The sequence below is a fragment of the Rhizobium sp. NXC24 genome (genome assembly GCF_002944315.1).
Lineage (GTDB): Bacteria > Pseudomonadota > Alphaproteobacteria > Rhizobiales > Rhizobiaceae > Rhizobium.
Map to the genome: position 1 here is coordinate 1,255,696 of NZ_CP024311.1, position 17,731 is coordinate 1,273,426.

General features: G+C 60.2%; 19 protein-coding genes. 5 read left to right on the plus strand and 14 right to left on the minus strand.

Annotation, left to right across the window (positions count from 1 at the left end; translation table 11 throughout):
* Window positions 1–58: 58 nt before the first annotated feature.
* The gene (locus tag NXC24_RS06255; RefSeq protein ID WP_104822518.1) at window positions 59–2,812 is read right to left on the minus strand and encodes a DUF2339 domain-containing protein; all 2,754 of its coding nucleotides are present in this window, start codon (window positions 2,810–2,812) and stop codon (window positions 59–61) included.
* A gap of 301 nt (window positions 2,813–3,113) precedes the next feature.
* Here NXC24_RS06255 and NXC24_RS06260 point away from each other — a divergent pair, with 301 nt between their 5' ends.
* The 3 genes from NXC24_RS06260 to NXC24_RS06270 all read left to right on the plus strand — a co-directional run bounded on the left by NXC24_RS06260 (window position 3,114) and on the right by NXC24_RS06270 (window position 4,775).
* Window positions 3,114–3,446 (plus strand): hypothetical protein, encoded by a 333-nt coding sequence (locus tag NXC24_RS06260; protein WP_104822519.1) that lies wholly within the window; start codon window positions 3,114–3,116, stop codon window positions 3,444–3,446.
* Window positions 3,447–3,589: 143 nt separating this feature from the next.
* Window positions 3,590–4,096: a superoxide dismutase family protein gene (locus NXC24_RS06265; protein ID WP_104822520.1), complete on the plus strand. Its 507-nt coding sequence runs from the start codon at window positions 3,590–3,592 to the stop codon at window positions 4,094–4,096.
* A 262-nt stretch (window positions 4,097–4,358) separates the two neighbouring features.
* Window positions 4,359–4,775 (plus strand): hypothetical protein, encoded by a 417-nt coding sequence (locus NXC24_RS06270; RefSeq protein ID WP_245463938.1) that lies wholly within the window; start codon window positions 4,359–4,361, stop codon window positions 4,773–4,775.
* A gap of 59 nt (window positions 4,776–4,834) precedes the next feature.
* Here the strand turns inward: NXC24_RS06270 and NXC24_RS06275 are convergent, their stop codons facing one another.
* From NXC24_RS06275 to NXC24_RS06305, 7 genes are all read right to left on the minus strand, one after another.
* A complete protein-coding gene (locus tag NXC24_RS06275) occupies window positions 4,835–5,368 on the minus strand; it encodes a tyrosine phosphatase family protein (protein WP_104822522.1) in 534 nt (177 codons plus the stop codon).
* Window positions 5,365–5,982: an HD family hydrolase gene (locus tag NXC24_RS06280; protein ID WP_104822523.1), complete on the minus strand. Its 618-nt coding sequence runs from the start codon at window positions 5,980–5,982 to the stop codon at window positions 5,365–5,367. Before NXC24_RS06280 ends, NXC24_RS06275 begins: the two co-directional genes overlap by 4 nt.
* Complete coding sequence (locus NXC24_RS06285; RefSeq protein ID WP_104822524.1) at window positions 5,979–6,818, minus strand: folate-binding protein YgfZ; 840 nt, start codon at window positions 6,816–6,818, stop codon at window positions 5,979–5,981. The genes NXC24_RS06280 and NXC24_RS06285 overlap by 4 nt, the downstream gene beginning before the upstream one ends.
* A gap of 73 nt (window positions 6,819–6,891) precedes the next feature.
* The gene (locus NXC24_RS06290) at window positions 6,892–7,659 is read right to left on the minus strand and encodes a hypothetical protein (protein WP_104822525.1); all 768 of its coding nucleotides are present in this window, start codon (window positions 7,657–7,659) and stop codon (window positions 6,892–6,894) included.
* A 15-nt stretch (window positions 7,660–7,674) separates the two neighbouring features.
* Complete coding sequence (locus tag NXC24_RS06295) at window positions 7,675–7,932, minus strand: hypothetical protein (protein WP_028753410.1); 258 nt, start codon at window positions 7,930–7,932, stop codon at window positions 7,675–7,677.
* A gap of 104 nt (window positions 7,933–8,036) precedes the next feature.
* Window positions 8,037–8,474, minus strand: coding sequence for a TIGR02301 family protein (locus NXC24_RS06300; RefSeq protein WP_104822526.1), 438 nt, complete (start codon window positions 8,472–8,474; stop codon window positions 8,037–8,039).
* A gap of 102 nt (window positions 8,475–8,576) precedes the next feature.
* Window positions 8,577–8,996 carry an NUDIX domain-containing protein gene (locus tag NXC24_RS06305; RefSeq protein ID WP_104825039.1) on the minus strand — a complete coding sequence of 140 codons (420 nt, stop codon included), beginning with the start codon at window positions 8,994–8,996 and terminating at the stop codon, window positions 8,577–8,579.
* Window positions 8,997–9,129: 133 nt separating this feature from the next.
* On the opposite strand from NXC24_RS06305, the gene NXC24_RS06310 reads away from it, so the two are divergent.
* Window positions 9,130–9,450, plus strand: coding sequence for a YnfA family protein (locus NXC24_RS06310; protein ID WP_104822527.1), 321 nt, complete (start codon window positions 9,130–9,132; stop codon window positions 9,448–9,450).
* A gap of 43 nt (window positions 9,451–9,493) precedes the next feature.
* Window positions 9,494–10,258, plus strand: coding sequence for an SOS response-associated peptidase (locus tag NXC24_RS06315; RefSeq protein ID WP_104822528.1), 765 nt, complete (start codon window positions 9,494–9,496; stop codon window positions 10,256–10,258).
* A gap of 31 nt (window positions 10,259–10,289) precedes the next feature.
* On the opposite strand, the gene NXC24_RS35440 is transcribed toward NXC24_RS06315, so the two are convergent.
* From NXC24_RS35440 to NXC24_RS06340, 6 genes are all read right to left on the minus strand, one after another.
* The gene (locus tag NXC24_RS35440) at window positions 10,290–10,430 is read right to left on the minus strand and encodes a hypothetical protein (RefSeq protein ID WP_199773532.1); all 141 of its coding nucleotides are present in this window, start codon (window positions 10,428–10,430) and stop codon (window positions 10,290–10,292) included.
* A gap of 325 nt (window positions 10,431–10,755) precedes the next feature.
* On the minus strand, window positions 10,756–11,616 hold the full coding sequence (gene pssA, locus NXC24_RS06320; protein WP_104822529.1) for a CDP-diacylglycerol--serine O-phosphatidyltransferase: 861 nt from the start codon (window positions 11,614–11,616) through the stop codon (window positions 10,756–10,758).
* A gap of 20 nt (window positions 11,617–11,636) precedes the next feature.
* A complete protein-coding gene (locus NXC24_RS06325) occupies window positions 11,637–12,335 on the minus strand; it encodes a phosphatidylserine decarboxylase (protein WP_104822530.1) in 699 nt (232 codons plus the stop codon).
* Between the two features lie 311 nt (window positions 12,336–12,646).
* Window positions 12,647–13,345 carry a phosphatase PAP2 family protein gene (locus tag NXC24_RS06330; protein WP_104822531.1) on the minus strand — a complete coding sequence of 233 codons (699 nt, stop codon included), beginning with the start codon at window positions 13,343–13,345 and terminating at the stop codon, window positions 12,647–12,649.
* A 131-nt stretch (window positions 13,346–13,476) separates the two neighbouring features.
* Window positions 13,477–15,363, minus strand: coding sequence for an ABC transporter ATP-binding protein/permease (locus NXC24_RS06335; RefSeq protein WP_104822532.1), 1,887 nt, complete (start codon window positions 15,361–15,363; stop codon window positions 13,477–13,479).
* Window positions 15,364–15,562: 199 nt separating this feature from the next.
* A complete protein-coding gene (locus NXC24_RS06340) occupies window positions 15,563–17,626 on the minus strand; it encodes a LysM peptidoglycan-binding domain-containing protein (protein ID WP_104822533.1) in 2,064 nt (687 codons plus the stop codon).
* Window positions 17,627–17,731 lie beyond the last annotated feature (105 nt).

Genomic DNA, 17,731 nt, shown 5'->3' on the forward strand with positions numbered 1-17,731 from the left:
GGAGTGATCTGTCGGAATGATCTCGTGCGTTCCTACCGGGCGCAGAGATTCGCCGCAATCATTCCGTCGTTTTCCTCCCCGTCAGGACCTTCTGATAGAACAGGCCGATGCCGATCAGCACCGCGCCGAGGCCGATGAACGATAGTGCCCGCAGGAAGCCTTCGAGATTTGCCATGTCGATCAGAAACACTTTCACGACAGCGACGAACACCAGCGCAGCCGACGCGATACGCAGGCTGCGAGCATCGAAACGCGCCCCAAGCCAAAGAAGGGCGATGCCGATCAGCAGCCAGACGACGGAATAGGAATAGACTTCCCCCTGGATGAAGTCATTCCAGAACGGGATGTATTCGCCCTGCCAGAAACGGCGCACCGACAGCGTCGCCCAGGCAAAGGCCATGACCGCGCCGGCGACGGCCAACATCGTCACATAAGGCCGTGGCCGTCTGCCCCGCGCATAGAGCGCCAAGCCGCCATAGGCGATCGCCGGCAGCAGATAGCCGAGCAGCAACAGGTTGAAGAAAGGAATCCCGCCGGTGCTTTCGCCTGTCATGAAGGGGTTGAGCCCGAGCAAATGCAACGACAGGATCAGGATGACGGAGAGGACACCGAGCGCCATTCCGCCATAACGGAAGACGGGGCTCGATGCGCTGAGATCAAGCGCCATCAGCGTCGCCGAGGCGCCGATCGCCAGCAATGTGTAGATCGATTGTTCGCTGAGCGTCGGAATGTTTGCATTCAAGACGCCGCCGTTCATCGCATGGCGCACCAGGATTGCGATGGTCAGCAGCACCAGGAAGCTCGCAAGCGCCTGCAGCGTGTTGCGCAGCCGGAGGTCCTGCGAATGCCTGAGCTCGAAGGCGGCCCAGACGGCGAGGGCCGCGGGGATGCCGTAACCAGCAAGCAGCATGTTGAAGATCGGCGTCGTGCCGAGTTCATCCGGGTCGACGATGGTCGGCTGCCAGGCAATGCGCCCGAGGGTGATGAGCAGCGCCGCAACCATCGTCCATGGCAGGGCCGGCCAGGAGCGGGCGCGCCCGGCGAGCAGAAATGCCATGCCAAGCACCGGCAGCAGTATCGTCGGGGTGGCGTTATGGGTCAGCGTATGAAGAGCGAAGACCAGGGCAGCGAAGGAGCCTGCCGCGAGGATATTGGTCGGCAAGGCCCCGTTGGCTTCCGGGGAACGGCGGTGCTGCAATTCGGCGAGCGCCATCAGGACCGCAGCAAGCACGATGCCATAAAGCCCATGCAGCCAGTCGCGCATCCAGTTGCCGAAGGTGACATAGCTGATCACGGCGATCGTCAGCGGCGTGGCGACCATGATCGCGCTCCATAGCGCGGCAAAGGGCTTCTCGCTTTCGCCAAAACGCTTGAGAAAGAAGAAGCCGGCGATGACAAAGATCGCGCCAAGGCCGAGACCGTCATAGACGACAAGATGGGAAAGTGCCGGAACGATCTGCGCTATGTTCAGCTCCGCACCGATCTCCGGCTGCATCAGGGCGATGAACATGCCAAAGCCGGCCGCTATCGCCGACAGGATTGCCGCCCAGGCCGCATACACGCGGCTGGCTCCGAAGACCGCAACGGTTGCGACGATCACAGCGAAGAGCAGCGATGCGTCCGGGAGCGGGTATCCGTACAGAAGACTGTAAGCGAGGAAGGCCAGGGCGACCGCAGTGCTGCCGATCGATGCCGTCAGCGTCATTCCAAGCGGTGCGCGCGCCAGGAACGCGGCCCAATGGCTGGCCGGTGGTGCGACCGATAACCCCTCGGTTTTGACCGAATCTATATCTTTCTCGATCGTTGCGGCTGCTCCATAGCGTCCGGGCCAAATAAAAATCGTGCCGGCGATCATCGCCAGCATGGCCAGAGTAACCGGGGTCAGATCGACGACATCGCTATTGAAGATGTAAAGCAGCGGCCAGATGCTGAGGAGGGCATTGGCGAAGGACGGTACAGTGTGCCAACGGCGCAGGCGCGATGCCGCAATGGTGGCGAGCCACGTGAAGACGAGATAGCCGAACAGCGTCCACGGTCTTGGCGCCGTCGAGGCAATGAGCACCGGGGTGATCATGGAAGCCAGGAGCCCAAGCCCCGCAAGCGCCTGGCCATGCAGCAGCGACAGGCCAAGCGTGGCGAGCGAAATCAGCCCCAGAAGGACGAAGGCGGCCGCCGGTCCGATGAAGCCGTAAATGCCATGGGCAGCATAGGTCGAGCCGAACAGCGCGACGACACCCGCCGCCGTCAGCACGCCGGGGATCATCGCGTTCTGGAAGGTATTGGCCAGCATAGGCTCGGACCGGCGCCGGATGACTTCGCCAGCAGCGATAAGGACCAAGCCGAAGATGGCGGCAAGCACCAGCCGCACGGCAGGACTGAGCAGGCCGCTTTCGATCGAATATTTGACCAGGAAGATGCCGCCGAGCGCCAGCGCAATACCGCCCACCCAGACGGCCCAGCGGGCGCCAATCGTGCTCTCCAGACTTTCGTCTTTCTGCTGAAGGGCGGCCGCGACCATGTCCTCTTGTTGCTCTGGCGTGCCGCCATCGGAAAAGGCGGCTTCCTCCATGTCTGACGTTGTCTCTGCGGCGGCTTCGGTCAACGGCTGCGCCGCGGTTTCGGACGCTTCGATTACCTCTTCAACAGACTCTGCCGCCGCGGCTGATTCGCTCGAATCGACCGACAACACATGGCCAGCAAGCGCATTTTGCAGCTCTGAAACGCGGCTTTCCAGCCGTTGTAGCCGTTGGTTGTAGCTGCGCAGTATCAAAATACCCACGACCACAATCACGATCAGCAGCAGTTCGGTCATATCCACTCCATGGGCTTCCATCGTTACATTATACGAAAAGACCAGGACAGGAAGGGCCAGTCGGCCGATTTTCCCTATGATTACAGGGAATTACCAGATAGGGAGCGGGACGCACTGCGCGGTCGGCCATCATAGACTTATTAGGAAATAGCGATTTATAACTTGAAAACTATTGTTAATACTCATTAACAATTCGTCTTTACCCGGGCGGCAAATCAGCCTATCAACACTCATAGTTAACCAGAACGTATTGCGTACAAACGACGTCGCATGAGGCGGCTCCTCACCCAAGGAGGTTTGTATGTCCCATGTATCTTCCACATCCAATAGTACCTATCCTTATCGCGGTACGCTTTCGCGGCTCGATGCGAATGACGACGGTGTTTTGAGTCGTGAAGAGCGCGAAGCCGACGAGCGACCGGGCATTCTCGAGACCGATGCGGTCGATAACGGTAGCGCGAATGGCGCATTGGGCAGCCTGATGGCAAAGCTGATGCAAATGTCCACCGGTAGCGCGACGACGGGCAAAATGTCCGCGGCCAGTAATGCTTACGACCTCGATCTGTTGACGCCGATGGATGCTTACAACAGCACTTACGGCCAATACGACGTGGACAGCAGCATGGCGGCCTGAGCGGTCGCCTTGGCCATGCCATCATAAAGGCCCGCCGGACAGTGGCGGGCCTTTTTGCGTCCAAGACCTGCCCATTTCTCTTCTCGCGGGAACACCCGACCCTGTGATGCGTTGCCTTCACGACTCAAACGGGAGAATGTTCCATGAGGACGATCATTATTGCTGCGGCCCTGGCCTTGGCGGCAGCTCTGCCCGCGACTGCGCAGGACAAGCAGACGGCAATTGCCAATTTTATCGGTGTCGACGGCAAACAGGCGGGACGGGCGGTCCTGACCGAAGCGAAGACGGGCGTGCTGATCGAACTCGACGTGTCCGGCCTGCCCGCCAATCGATGGGTCGCCTTCCATATCCATGAGAACAATCATTGCGACCATACGCACGGCTTCGAATCCGCCGGCGGCCATTTCAATCCCGCAAATGCCGAACACGGCCTGCTTGCGGCCAATGGCCCGCATGCCGGCGACATGCCCAATCAATATGTCGACCAGGACGGCAAGCTCAGGGCGCAGGTCTTCAACGGCATGGTCTTGCTGGACGGCAAAAACGGCATTCGCGGCCGAACGCTGATGATCCATGCGGAGTCGGATGACTACCGCAGCCAACCTGTCGGCGGCGCCGGTAAACGGCTGGCTTGCGCCGTTATCGAATAGCCCTGCGCCAAGGGTGATTCGCTCGATTGTCGTGATCTGCGCCAAGCAGCGGTTGTCTCTCGCTCGTAGAGGCCCACCGCCAATATGATTCGCTGCCTGTCAATTGGGGTTAATGATCAATTAACACCTATCTTTGACCGCCTCCGAAAATCGGCCTATGCCAATCGGCATTTCAACGAGCGTACTGCGTCCCACCGAAAACGCCTGACAGCGTTTACTTCAGGAGATTTGGATGAGTGGTATTTCTTCAGTTGGAAGCAGCATGAGCGCTGCCTCGTACAATCCCCTTGATAAGAATCACGATGGCGTTGTGGACGCCCAGGAGCTGCAGGAAGCAGCACAATCCGGCCTCCTGTCTGCAAGCGTTCTTGCCGACGAGGACAGTGACGACAGCAGCGATCAGAGCGCCACGGGCGCTTTCTCGGGCAATCTGGCGTCTATGCTGCTGCAGATGCAGCAGAGCAGCGGCAGTGGCGAGACCAGCACTGATTCGTCTGCCACCGACACCTCATCCGTGGAAAAGACGTCCAGCAGCAGTAGCGGCGGCACGGCCACCAGTGACAATACCAGCCAGAATGCGTTGGAAGTCTTCATCAAAGAGATGGAGGCCTCGATGAATGTCTATCAGAATACCTACGGTCAATACGATCCCGATCAGTCGGATAGCGTTGCCGCCTGATCGGCCGTTCTCGTAAAAGCTGAAAATGGACGGAGATTGCGCAAGCGCAGTCTCCGTTTTTATATGACGCCGATTTCCGCTTGTAGCGATAGGACAAAGGGCGCGTTGCCGTCCGCATCCGCGCCGCGGCCGATCGCCTTGACGGCGTCGACGAGCCGGCCTTTGCGGTCAAGCATCTGGTCACCGATCATGATCAGCCGTGCATTCGGCGTCGCATAGGGCGAGGCGGTGCGCAGCCGATGGGCAAGCGCCAGATCGTCCTGCTCGGGATGGACGGCAAGCGCTGCGATCAGCGCGGCAGCGGGGGAGCGCGACACGCCCATCCAGCAATGGATCAGCAGCGGTGCCGTGCGATCCCAGTTTCTGGCAAAATCGATGATATCGCGGACATGTGTCTCCTGCGGTGCCACGAGGTCGCCGGTGCCGGGAAAGCTGATGTCGTTCATGCCAAGCAGCAGGTGCCGTTCTGCCTTGATCACCGCCGGCCGGTGAAACGTCTGTTCCCTGGCCATCAAGCTGATCATTTCGGATGCCCCGTGACGAACGGCCATCTCGGCGATGCGTGCCAGCGGCGATACGACGATGGCGGTCATGCGTCAGTTCTCACGGTGGCGCGTTCGGCCTCGATCGCTGCGAAGCGCGCCAGGAAGAGGCGTTGCGCTTCGATCGCCGGCATCGGTTCCATCGGCAACATCTCCTGCGTAATGCCGCGAGGCTGGCCGAAGAACTTGCGCGCTTCCTGCGGCGTGAAACCGGCAAGCAGCGTCGCCTCGAAATAGGCAGAGACCGTATCGGCCTTCTTGATCTTTTCCTTCAATGCCGGCCCGCAATGCGGCGGCAGGGTAAAGCGTCGGTAGATCGCGGCTTCCAGGCGCTTCTCCACCACCTTGTAGTCGCCGCCGACCACGGATTTGAACGGCGAGATCATGTCGCCGATGACATATTCGGGCGCATCGTGCAGCAGCGCCGCTAACTGCTCGTCCGGCGTCGGCTGGTTGAGATGCCGGAAGATCGTCTCCACCACGAGACTGTGTTGCGCCACCGAGAAAGCGTGATCCCCGGAGGTCTGGCCGTTCCAGCGCGCCACGCGGGCAAGCCCGTGGGCTATATCGCCGATCTCGACGTCGAGCGGCGAAGGGTCCAGCAGATCCAGCCTGCGGCCGGACAACATGCGCTGCCAGGCGCGCGGGATATTACCCGCTGTCATGCCGAAGCCTCATCGCTCTGCGTGGGGAAGGAGAGGCCGGACCAGGCGGGCAGCGCGAGCAAAACTTCGCGATCTGCCGCAAGGATCGGCGTGCCGGCGGCGATGGCTTCGCCGGCGCGGTCGATGCGGACGATGGCAAGGCCCTTGGCGCCATCAGTCGAACCAAGCGTGCCGATCGGCTTGCCGTCAGCAGTCAACTCGGTACCGGTGGCGGGCAGATCGGTGCTGCCGCTGACGATGACGACCCGTCGGCGCGCCGTGCCGCGATGCTGCATGCGGGACACCACTTCCTGGCCGACATAGCAGCCCTTGCGGAAGCCGAGGCCGCCGTTCAGATCCATCAGCACGTCATGCGGAAAAGCATCCTGCAGGGCGAAATCCTGGCCGGAAACTGCAATGCCATTGGAGATGCGGAGCGTCTGGTAGAGCGCCTCCGCATCGTCGCCGTGCTGGCCGGGCGTGCGCGTAAGCGTGATCCCTGCCTTGGCGAAACGGCTGTCCTTCCGGCTTTCAGCCGCATTCTCGCGCCAGGCGACCGTGACGCCTTCCGTCTCTATTACAGCAAAATCGACCGGTGCGCGCAGGCGGTACATGGTGAGCCGCTTCAGAAGCCCTTCTCTCTGCGCTGCATCGGTCTCCAACAGAAAGCCGGGGCCATCCCGCCAGATCATGAAATCGAACAGGATCTTGCCTTGCGGTGTGAGCAGCGCGCCGGGACGGGCCTCGTCCGTGCCGAGCGAGGCAAGATCGGTGGTGATGAGATTGTGCAGGAAGGCTTCCGCCTCCGCGCCGGTGACGCGAAGAAAGGAGCGATCTCTGAGGAATACGGCTGGCATTGTGGACCCGCTAATTTGGCCTATCGCTCAGAGGTAAGGCCTCCGGTCGGGAACCGCAAGTTCTGAGCAGGGATCATTCGCCCGACGTGAAGAATTTCCACTTGCCATCGGGTGTGATGCCGACGCGGTAGAAATTATAGCCGCCGAATTCCAGCATGTCGGAGAAATCGCCGGCGGTAACGATGCGCATCAAATCGACCTTTTCCGGCGCAGTCAGGGACTTGATGTCCTTCTCCGCGAAATAGGGCCAGACATACATTTCATCCGGTGTGCCTTGGCCGACATGCGCAAAGCCGGACGACATGATGTCAAGGAGAATGGAGAGGATCTCGATGCCGTCGGGGTCGCCGGAAAGATCATGCAGCGTCTTGATCGGGTCTTCGGTCGGATCGTCCGCCGTCACCTGCGTCTGCTTGAGGCCGCCGCCGACGTTCATCAGCGGACGCAGACGCTCTAGATCACCGGAGGCGGCCGCCTCGACGATCGCTTCCCGCAGCTTGCGCACCGGCTCAGGCGCCTTGCTGATATCGAAGAGAATCTCCGCCTGCTTGCCGCCATTCGGTGCACTGCTCGATGCGGCACCACTGCTCTGTCCGGCCTGGTTGTTAACCAGCGGATCGGGTGCGGGAATTGTTTTTGAGGGTGCCTCCAGCGCCTCTTCGACCGGCTTGTCATTGCGCTGCTGCGCTGATTTCCCGGCAACGCCCGGCTGGGCGGCGGGCGGATTGAGCTGGGAGAAGGCAAAGGCCGGCAAAGGTAGGGCGAGGCTGCCGAAAAACATGGTCGCTACGGCAAGCGAGGCAATGGAACGTCGAAACTCATTGCCCGGTACGGTGTGCATAGGGATCTCTGGCTGTTATTGCAGGGTGCGGTTCGGAGAGAATTCACCAGCAAGCATGCGGTCCCTAAGTGATTCGAGCAAGGCTTCTGCGCCCTGTTCTCCCTGAATGCGAATAGTCTCGCGGATGGCATGGGCAATTGCAGCGTCGGCGATGATTTCCGGCTCGATGCCGTCAGCCATCCCGTCAGCCCAGGCCTCGTTCTGGTATTCCAGCGCTGCCTGCCTTTTTTCGTGGACAATCATGTCGTCGATGTCGTTCAGGCTTGGTTCCATTGTTTCGTTCCTCGAGACGTCCATGTCCTTACCGCTTGATTAACGACTTTATCAGCCTTTTCCTAAAACGACACGGCTCGGCATGAAAAGGGGTTAATAAATCGTCAATTTCCAAAGCGAGCGGTTATTTCTGTGGCAAGTGTTGCACCTTCGTTACGGTAGCGCTCCTCAGCCACGATAGCCTGCGGCGTGCAATCCGTGTAAACCGATGCAAAGGATCTATATCCTCGGTTGAACGAGGCAGTCAGTTTTTCCTTGCGTTTCGGCTCGTCTTTCGTCTCTGCGTCCAGCAATCGCTGCATATCGGCCCGCCAGGAATCTTCTTTTCCGGTGTTGCAGAGATTGCGCAGATAGTGGATCGAGCCGAGAATTTCGGCGAGCCGTGACAACTGATCGTCATAGGGCGTCGGCCGCTCAGCATTATCGGTGTTGCCCGGCACCTGCGCCTCCGGAACGCTCGCCGGAGGCTGCGCAAAGGCCGGAAATGCGGCCACAAACGCGGCGCAGACCGGGAACAGGTTGATGAGGCGACGGTGATTCATACACACAGTTGATATGCCAAGCATGACCGGAGCAAGGCGAAAGCCTCACTTTCCACGCCGTTATTGTTACGCATCGTTAACGCTGGGGCTTCGAATATCTTGTTAGACCCGAGCAGCCGTCAGCCGTTCGGCGCATTCGAGCACGCTCGCCGGAACGGGCAGGGCGCGGATCTCTTCCAGTGAATACCAGCCAATCGCCGCGGCATCGTCGGCAGCTTCGGCAATCGCATCCTCGTCGGCATCGACCAGAAAGACCGACAGAACGAAATGGCTGACGAGCCTCCCGTCTGCTGCATGGCTCCTGAGATCGTAGGTCTCGTAGAGGCGGGGGTTTCGGGCTGATATTCCGGTCTCTTCCCTGAACTCCCGCAATGCCGTTTCCGCGGGCGTTTCGCCATCCTCGGCCCGCCCGCCGGGAAAGGCATACATATCGGCGGATGGCGGATTGCGCCGCAGCACCAGCAGGAACCGGCCGTCACGTTCAAGGATGGCGGAGGAAGCGGGGCGAGGGATGGAGGTCATGGATCGATTCGGGTTCTGATGAAGATATCGGAGGCAAAGGATACGGCGCTTGTCGTCCGAGATAAAAGCTCTTTTAATTACGAATGAGAATGGCGGCGATTCGGATTCGCCAGCCAGACTGCCGAAAATCATGATGACCTATGGACTTTACGCGCTCGCGGCGCTGGCCGAAATTGCCGGCTGTTTCGCCTTCTGGGCGTGGTTGCGGCTGGCAAAGCCGATCTGGTGGCTTGCGCCCGGCCTGGTGTCGCTGGCGCTGTTTGCCTGGTTGCTGACGTTGGTGCCGAGCGATGTGGCGGGGCGCACCTTTGCCGCCTATGGCGGCGTCTATATCGTTGCTTCCCTACTCTGGCTCTGGCTTGTCGAGGGGCGTTCGCCGGATCGCTGGGATCTCTCCGGCGCTGCCGTTTGCCTTGCGGGCGCGACCATCATTCTCTTTGGTCCTCGCAACTGACCTTGTTCTTGACCGGGCGCCTTGCGGGTGCAAAACAAGCTGCATGTGCGGACGATTTGCGTTGACCGAAACGGAGAAGAAGGTACGGGAATTGCTCGGTTATCTCGAGCATGAAGACTTTCCCGCGCGCTTCAACATTGCCCCTACACAACCGATTCTGGTCGTCGTTTCAGGCGATCGGCCGGAGCGGGGCAGCAATTTGCCGGATCGCCGCGCGCTGCTGGTGCGCTGGGGTTTCACGCCGGCCTGGGTGAAGGATCCCAAGGAATTTCCGTTGCTGATCAATGCCCGCGCAGAAACCGCGATCGGCAAGGCATCGTTCCGCGCCGCCATGCGCCATCGGCGCATCCTGATCCCGGCATCGGGCTTTTACGAATGGCATCGTCCGTCGAAGGAGAGCGGCGAGAAATCGCAGGCCTATTGGATCCGTCCACGCCACGGTGGCGTCATCGCCTTTGCCGGACTGATGGAGACCTGGTCGTCAGCCGATGGTTCCGAGGTCGATACCGGTGCGATCCTGACGACATCAGCGAACCGAACGATGCGTCCGATTCACGACCGGATGCCTGTTGTCGTCAAGCCGGAAGATTTCACGCGCTGGCTCGATTGCAAGACGCAGGAGCCGCGTGAGGTCCTCGATCTGATGGGGCCGGTTCAGGAGGATTTTTTCGAGGCGATTCCGGTTTCGGATCGCGTCAACAAGGTCGCCAATATGGGACCGGAGCTGCAGGTACCCGTTGCGATCGAACCTCCTGCCAAGCCGTCGAAGAAGCTTGATCCCGGCGATGGCCAGTTGAGCCTTCTCTGAACGGCTTGCATTCGATCGGATGCGGCAGGCTTTAAGCGATCTTCTTCTTCAGCGGCTGGGTCTTCAGCATCAGATGTGCTGCCAGGACAGCCTTGAGGCCAAGCGGGCGATAGAGCAGAGTAGGATCGATCTTAACTTGCGGTTGTGCTGATTCGTCTTTTTTCGTGGTCATGTGTTACCTCCTCAACGTGTTCCCAGGGTGTTTTTTGATTCTGCCGTGCGATGTTGTTTTGTCATAAATCATGACAAATCAAAGGCATTCGCCAATCAGCTTTTGTAAACACCGACCATATTTCGCGAGGGTGGCGCGAAATTTAACGCAAAACATATCTAATTTAGTTGTTTATTTTTCGTTAATGAGTTGCGTTAACCACAACGGAATTTGGCCGGAGAGAGTGATTGGCGACCGCGATTTTATCACGATTGGCCCTCCCAATTCCTGCTGCACCACAACTACAACCCGATTGCCGACGTCAAATCGGGCCTGGTTTTAGGCGCTAGATATGCCGGCCGATATCGTCGTTTGAATCATCCACATCAGGATCGGCGGGGCCGTTGATGGTGAAGGTGCCGTATTTGCGTGTCCAGGAACGGGCGCCCAAGGGCAACGACAGGAGATAGGCAACGACGGTGACCACCATGACATGCCAGGTATAGCTCATCAGCAGCGCCACATAGACGACGAGGGCAAGCATGATCGGCAGCACGAGATCGCGGCGAATGCGGCTGCCTTCCGTTTTTCCGGACCAGACGGGCAGGCGGCTGACCAGCAGGAAGCCAATCAACACGGTGTAGGCGGCGCCCCAATAGGCAAAGGTCCTGGTGGGTGCCAGCCCTAGAAAACCGAGATAGACCGGCAGCAATACCAGCATCGCCCCGGCCGGCGCCGGTACGCCGACAAAATATTCAGACTGCCAGGATGCCTTGTTCTCCCGTTCCGCCATGACGTTGAAGCGTGCAAGGCGCAGGCCGGCCGCGATGGTGTAGATCAGCGCCGCGATCCAGCCGAGCGAGCGGGCCTGATCGAGCAGGAATACGTAGACCACGAGCGCCGGCGCGACACCGAAGTTGACAATGTCGGCAAGCGAATCCATCTGCGCGCCGAACTTGGAGGTGGCTTTCATCAGCCGTGCCACGCGTCCGTCGATGCCATCGAGGAAAGCGGCGACAAGCACGGCCACGACCGCGAGCTCGTAACGATTTTCGAAGGCGAGACGGATGCCGGTCAGGCCCGCGCAGATCGCCAGCACGGTGATCATGTTCGGCACCATCAGCCGTAGCGGGATTTCCCGCAGGCGCGGCCCGCGCGCCTCGTCGTTGGGACCATGCGGCTCGAAGGGCGGAAAAGGCGTCTTCATCTCGCTCGTTTTCTCCGGGCTCAGCTACGGCGGCTAAGGATGGGGCCCTTCAACGAGCCGAATTCGGCAATCACGGTTTCACCGGCGATTGCCCTTTGGCCGACTGCGACGCGCGCCGCCGCTTCTGCCGGCAGGAAGACATCGAGGCGCGAGCCGAAGCGAATGAGGCCGATGCGCTCGCCAGCGTCGACCGGCTCGTTCTCATTGACGAAGCAGAGAATGCGGCGGGCGACGAGGCCGGCAATCTGCACGACGCCGATCTCGCCATGCTTCGTCTCGATGACGAGGCCGTTGCGCTCGTTCTGCTCGCTGGCCTTGTCCAGCTCCGCATTGAGGAAGCTGCCCTGACGATAGGCGATAGTAGTGATGCGGCCGCGCATCGGCGAACGGTTCACATGGCAATCGAAGACGTTCATGAAAATCGAAACGCGCAGCATCGGCTCGTGGCCGAGGTTGAGCTCGGCCGGCGGCGTCACCATCTGCACGCCGGAAACCCTACCATCGGCGGGCGATACGACGAGATCGTCGTCCTGCGGCGTCATGCGCTCGGGATCGCGGAAGAAATAGGCGCACCAGAGCGTAAAGATCAAGCCGATCCAAAAGAGCGGCTTGAAGATCCAGCCGAGAACCAGCGACGCAACAAAGAAACCCGCGACAAAGGGATAGCCTTCCTTATGCACCGGGACGATGACGTTGCGTACACTGTTCAACAAGCTCATCTACGGCCTACTCCGTTAGGGCACCCTCACCGAAAACCGGGGTCCGGTTGTCGGACGAGATCATGCCAGTCAAAAGAATGAAAGCAAGATACGCGGTCTTGCTCTGATTACTAGTTGAGCGTGACTACAGGCAAACTCTGTCATGGGCAATGCTTTCGCACGCTCGCCCCCAGCGCAATCCGCGCGGGGCCAAGATGCCAACGATCCGTAGCGTTGAAAAGCGTTGCCTGTGGAAACTCGACACCGGGCGTCATGAAAGGCCGCCGACGGGAAGCGACGGCCTTTCATGACCTGTGATGACAGGACGGAATTTAGAGGCCGAGAGCGGCGCGCAACTCGGCCTTGGCGCCTTCATATTCGCTCTTGTAGTCGTCATGCGTCATGATGGTTTCGGCGATGACGGTGCCTGCGATGTGGGCGGCTTCGATGTCGGAGGCGTAATGAATGCCGCCGACGACGCGGTTATGGCCGTATTCCCAGGCCCGGGCCATGATGGCGGCGCGCTTCTCCGGCACCATATTCGCGAGCACAATGCCCATCAGCGTGCCGACCGTGGCGTGGCCGGATGGATAGGAGCCGGACTTGGAGAGCGGTACGATCGGCTTTACGAGATCGCTGTAGAGATGCGGACGCGGGCGCTTCCAGACATCCTTCGCCGGATCGACGACGGCGCCTTCGGTCTCGACCACACGATCGAAGAATGCCGAGAACTTCGGCAGATTTTCCTTGGTGAATTTCGGGTTGTCGATGACATCGGAGAAGCGCCAGACGTTCTCTTCCGCATCGGCAACGGCACGAGCCGCCATTTCTGGCGTGCGGGTAACCTGGATTGTCAGGATTTCGCCGAGTTCGGCCTTCATCTGCGCCGAATCATTAGCCGGCGGCGGCGGCAGCAGGTTGAGGAGGTTGATCTCCCTGGCATCCGCAAACGGCTTGGCATCTTCGGCAAAAACCGGCGAAGCGACGCCGACGACGAGCAACAGCGTCAAGGCCTTGGCAAAATTACGCATTTGGGGGCTCCCTTGATGTGAGACCCGTACCTATCAAGCTGTTATCTCAACTACGTGACAAGCGAAGTCCGCAACATCGCTGCGCCGCACTTGCCCACAACGATCGCGCAACGTCGCGGCGACGCCATTCTTCAGCTTGCAGGCGCCAGCCGGTTGACCACGCCGAGATCGTCGCTCTCGCGCACCTGCTTCAGATGTTCTTCCGCCTGAGTAGCCTCGCGCTGGCGGTTCCACATCGACGCATAGAGGCCGTTCTGCTCCAAGAGGGCGGCATGCGTGCCGCGTTCGGCGATTTCGCCGCTTTTCAACACGATGATCTCATCGGCACCAATGACGGTTGAGAGCCGGTGAGCGATGACCAGCGTCGTGCGGTTCTTGGAGACGACGTCCAGTGCTGCCTGAATTTCCCGTTCGGTCGTCGTATCCAGCGCCGAGGTGGCCTCGTCGAGGATCAGCACGGGCGGCGCCTTGAGGATGGTACGGGCAATGGCGACGCGCTGCTTTTCGCCGCCGGACAGTTTCAGGCCGCGCTCGCCGACCTTGGTGTCGAAGCCCTCTGGCAAATGACGGATGAAGTCACTGATCTGAGCGATCTCCGCAGCGGCCGTCACCTCGTTCTCGCTCGCACCCGGTCGACCATAGCGGATATTGTAGGCGATAGTATCGTTGAAGAGCACCGTGTCCTGGGGGACCATGCCGATCACCTTGCGCAGGCTCTTCTGCGTCACCTTGCGCAGATCCTGGCCATCGATGGTGATCGTGCCGCTCTGTACGTCGTAAAAGCGGTAGAGAAGCCGTGACAGGGTCGATTTGCCGGCGCCCGAGGGGCCGACAACCGCGACCGTTTTGCCGGCTGGCACTTCGAAGGAAATACCCTTCAGGATCGGCCGCGCAGACTCATAGGCGAAATGCACATCCTTGAAGGAGATGGCGCCGTGGCCGATGACCAGCTCCTTGGCGTCGGGAGAGTCCGTCACCTCCGGCTTGACTTCGAGCAGATCAAACATCTCCTCGATGTCGGTCAGGCCCTGGCGGATTTCGCGATAGACGAAGCCGATGAAGTTCAACGGCACCGAAAGCTGCAGCAGCATGGAGTTGATGAAGACGAAATCGCCGACCGTTTGATGCCCGTTAAGAACGGCCCAGCCGGAGAATATCAGCATGACCGTGGTACCGAGGCCAAAGATCAAGCCTTGGCCGAAGTTCAGCCAGCCGAGCGATGTCCAAACATCGGTGGCGGCCTTCTCATAGCGCGACATCGACTGGTCGAAGCGTCGGGCCTCCATTTCCTCATTGCCGAAATATTTGACCGTTTCGAAGTTCAGAAGCGAATCGATCGCCTTGGTATTGGCGTCGGTATCGCTCTCGTTCATCGAGCGGCGGATGGAGATGCGCCAGTCGCTCGCGCGGACGGTGAACCAGATGTAGAGCCAGACCGTGATCGCCGTGATGGCAAGATAGGAAAAACCGTAGCCACGCCAGAAGATAACCGCAGTCAGCAGGAATTCGACAAAGGTCGGAACGGTGTTGAGAATGGTGAAGCGGACGATCGTCTCGATGCCCTTGGTGCCGCGTTCGATGATGCGCGACAGGCCGCCGGTCTTGCGCTCGAGATGGAAGCGCAACGACAGCTCGTGCATGTGGACGAAAGTCCGGTAGGCGAGCTGGCGCACGGCATATTGGCCGACGCTGGCAAAGAGCGAGTCGCGCAACTGGTTGAGGCCGAGCTGAATGAGGCGCGTAACATTGGTGGCGACGATCAGTGCGATGGCGCCCACCATGAAGGCCGGCAGGATGCCCTGCATGTCCAGCTTGCCGTTCAGGGCATCGACGGACCATTTGAAGAAATAGGGAACCAGCAGCAGGAAGAATTTCGAGATCAACAGATAGACGGTCGCCCAGACGACCCGCATCTTCAGGTCCATCCGTCCTGCCGGCCACATGTAGGGCCAGAGATTGACGATCGTATTCAATGGATTGCTGGAATCCGCCGATATGGTCTTCTTGCGGTCTGCCATGTCCGTCTCCGGCGAATATCTGAGCCAGCCGGGGCAATGGCGTAGTTGCGCAGCCTGGCTGGAGGGCCCCGTCAGGTAATGAGCGGGGCAATGGGGGTCGGCGGCACGATTATACTATTTTTATGTCGGGTAAAAGCAGCGGCCAGGCGTTGATTGCGCCTGGCCATATTGCATCGGTCTTATTGTGAGGGGCTATGCCCTATAGATGCCCACCTGAAAGCCGCTTGCGGTGCAGCTCTTCAGAATTGGGCAGCGCATCCTTCGGCAGGCCGAAGACCTGGCCGGGCAGGATACGGTCCGGATTGTTGATCTTGTCCTCATTGGCGAGATAGATCGTTGTATAGCGCACGCCAGCGCCGTAGGTGCGACGGGAAATCTGCCAGAGCGTATCGCCGCGGCGGATGATGACGGCATTGGTATCCTGCGAGAGCGGTGCTTGCTGGAGGGTCTTGGGGCCGCCGCCGTTGGAGGAGGTTTCGACGCTCGTCGGCGCAGGGGCTGCATTCTCGGGCTTGGTAACGGCGGCCATCATCTCTCCGAGCTTGGGCAGGGCATCGCCGACCGACTTCGGATCCTTCGGTAGAGCCTGCAGCACGGTCAGCGCCCGGCCAGCCGCGTTTGCGGCATCGGTGGCGGCCTGTTTCAGCGTCGCACTGGCATCGATCGCCGGACGGAATTCCGAAAGCGACTTCAGCGCAATTTCCGTGCCCGAGCGGGCAGCGGCGAGCTGTTCCGCATTCGGCTGCTTACCATCCGCAAAAAGGTCCTTCAGCAGGATGAAAGCCTTGCCGGCGTCCCCCCTCAGCTTGCCAAGCTCACCTTCGTCGAGTGGCACCATGGTGGTGGCGGCAGCGTTGCCGTTGCTGCCGGAAGCCGCCGGTGTTTGCGCCGCGACCGTCACCTGGTTGCCCTCGGGGCGAGTGAAATTGACGCTGGTGCGCACCGTGACCTTGCCGGAGCCGTCGAGGACGTCGACACGGATCTTGTGGTCGCCGACCGTCAGCGGCATCGTGCCGTCGACGACGAAATGCCCGTCGGCTCCTGCCACGATCTCGCCGATCAGCTTGTCGTCGGCATAGGCGCGAACCTTGGCGTTCGGCTTCGTCGTGCCAGCAACGAAGATATGGTTGTTTTCGATCTCGACTGCATTGACCATAACTTCAGGTGCGCTAGCGGTCGTCGCTGCAGGCGCGGTTGCCGAGTCGCCGTTGCCGGTGGCGGAGGCAGCGGCGGTGTTGTCCTGTGGCTTGGTGCCGGTACTGTCATTGGCGGTCGCCCCGCCTGCACCATTCGCGGCTGTATCGGCTGCCGACGCTTGCTGGTCGGTTGCGACGCGCCCTTGCTTGGCTGACGGCGCGGTGATGATGCGGCTTGCCGTGCCGGGTTTGGAAACCATGGCGAGAAGCTGGCTCTTATCGTCCTTCGGAACCGATACGGTAGCAACTTCCTCTGAAGTGACGGCCTTGCCGTCCTTGCCCGTTGCGCGCAGCACCAGTTCATGATCGCCGGGCGGCAGCGGGTTGTCGAGCACGGCGGCGAAATCGCCGCTCGGCCCGACCTCGGTCGTCGTCACCACCTTGTCGCCGTCGACGATTTCCAGCTTGGAATTGGGCTCGGCCGAGCCCGCGATGACGGTGGAACCATCCGGCTCGACGCGCAGCACGTCGAAGGACGGGGTTACCGGTCCCGCCGCTTGCGTTTGCGGCGCGGCCTCGCCAGTGAGTGCTGCCCGCGCCTTGTCGATCGCGGCGGCGGCATCGGCGATGTTCTCTGGAAGAGACTGGATGATGGCAAGTGCCTTGCCGGCGCCGTCATGTGCCTTGTTGACCAGGGCGGTCGTCGTGGCATCCGTCCCTTGGGGAGCGGTAAAATCGACGATCGCCTGCAGCCCAGTGACCGTCTTCGTCTTGGCTGTGGTGAAGACGTCCTCGGTCGGCCCCTTGCCGTCCTTGAAGAGCACTTTGAGATCGGCAAGAGAGGTGACGGCCGTGCCGCTGAGATCGGTGAGCTTCTTGGTGACATCGGCGGCGTTAATTGCGGTCGTGGCGGCACCCTGCGTTGCTTCACCGGCCTTTTTCACGGCGTCGCCTGTTTTTTGGCCATTTTCCGTGATGGTGTTCTTCACCGCGTCGCTCGCCTGATTGATGGCGTCACCGATTGACTTCTTATCGCCGTTGATGCGCGGCATCACAAAGAAGACCATCAGGACGGTCGCAACTACCAGTACCAACAGAGCCAGCAAGCCGGCACGGTTCTTCATCATCATTTCTCTCCAAGCGGCGGAGTCATCTCCACTCTTGAAATTGCTAACGATTTCGCCTGCTTTTACAAGCTTTCTCAGTCATTTCAGCGTGCTCTGGCACAAGTT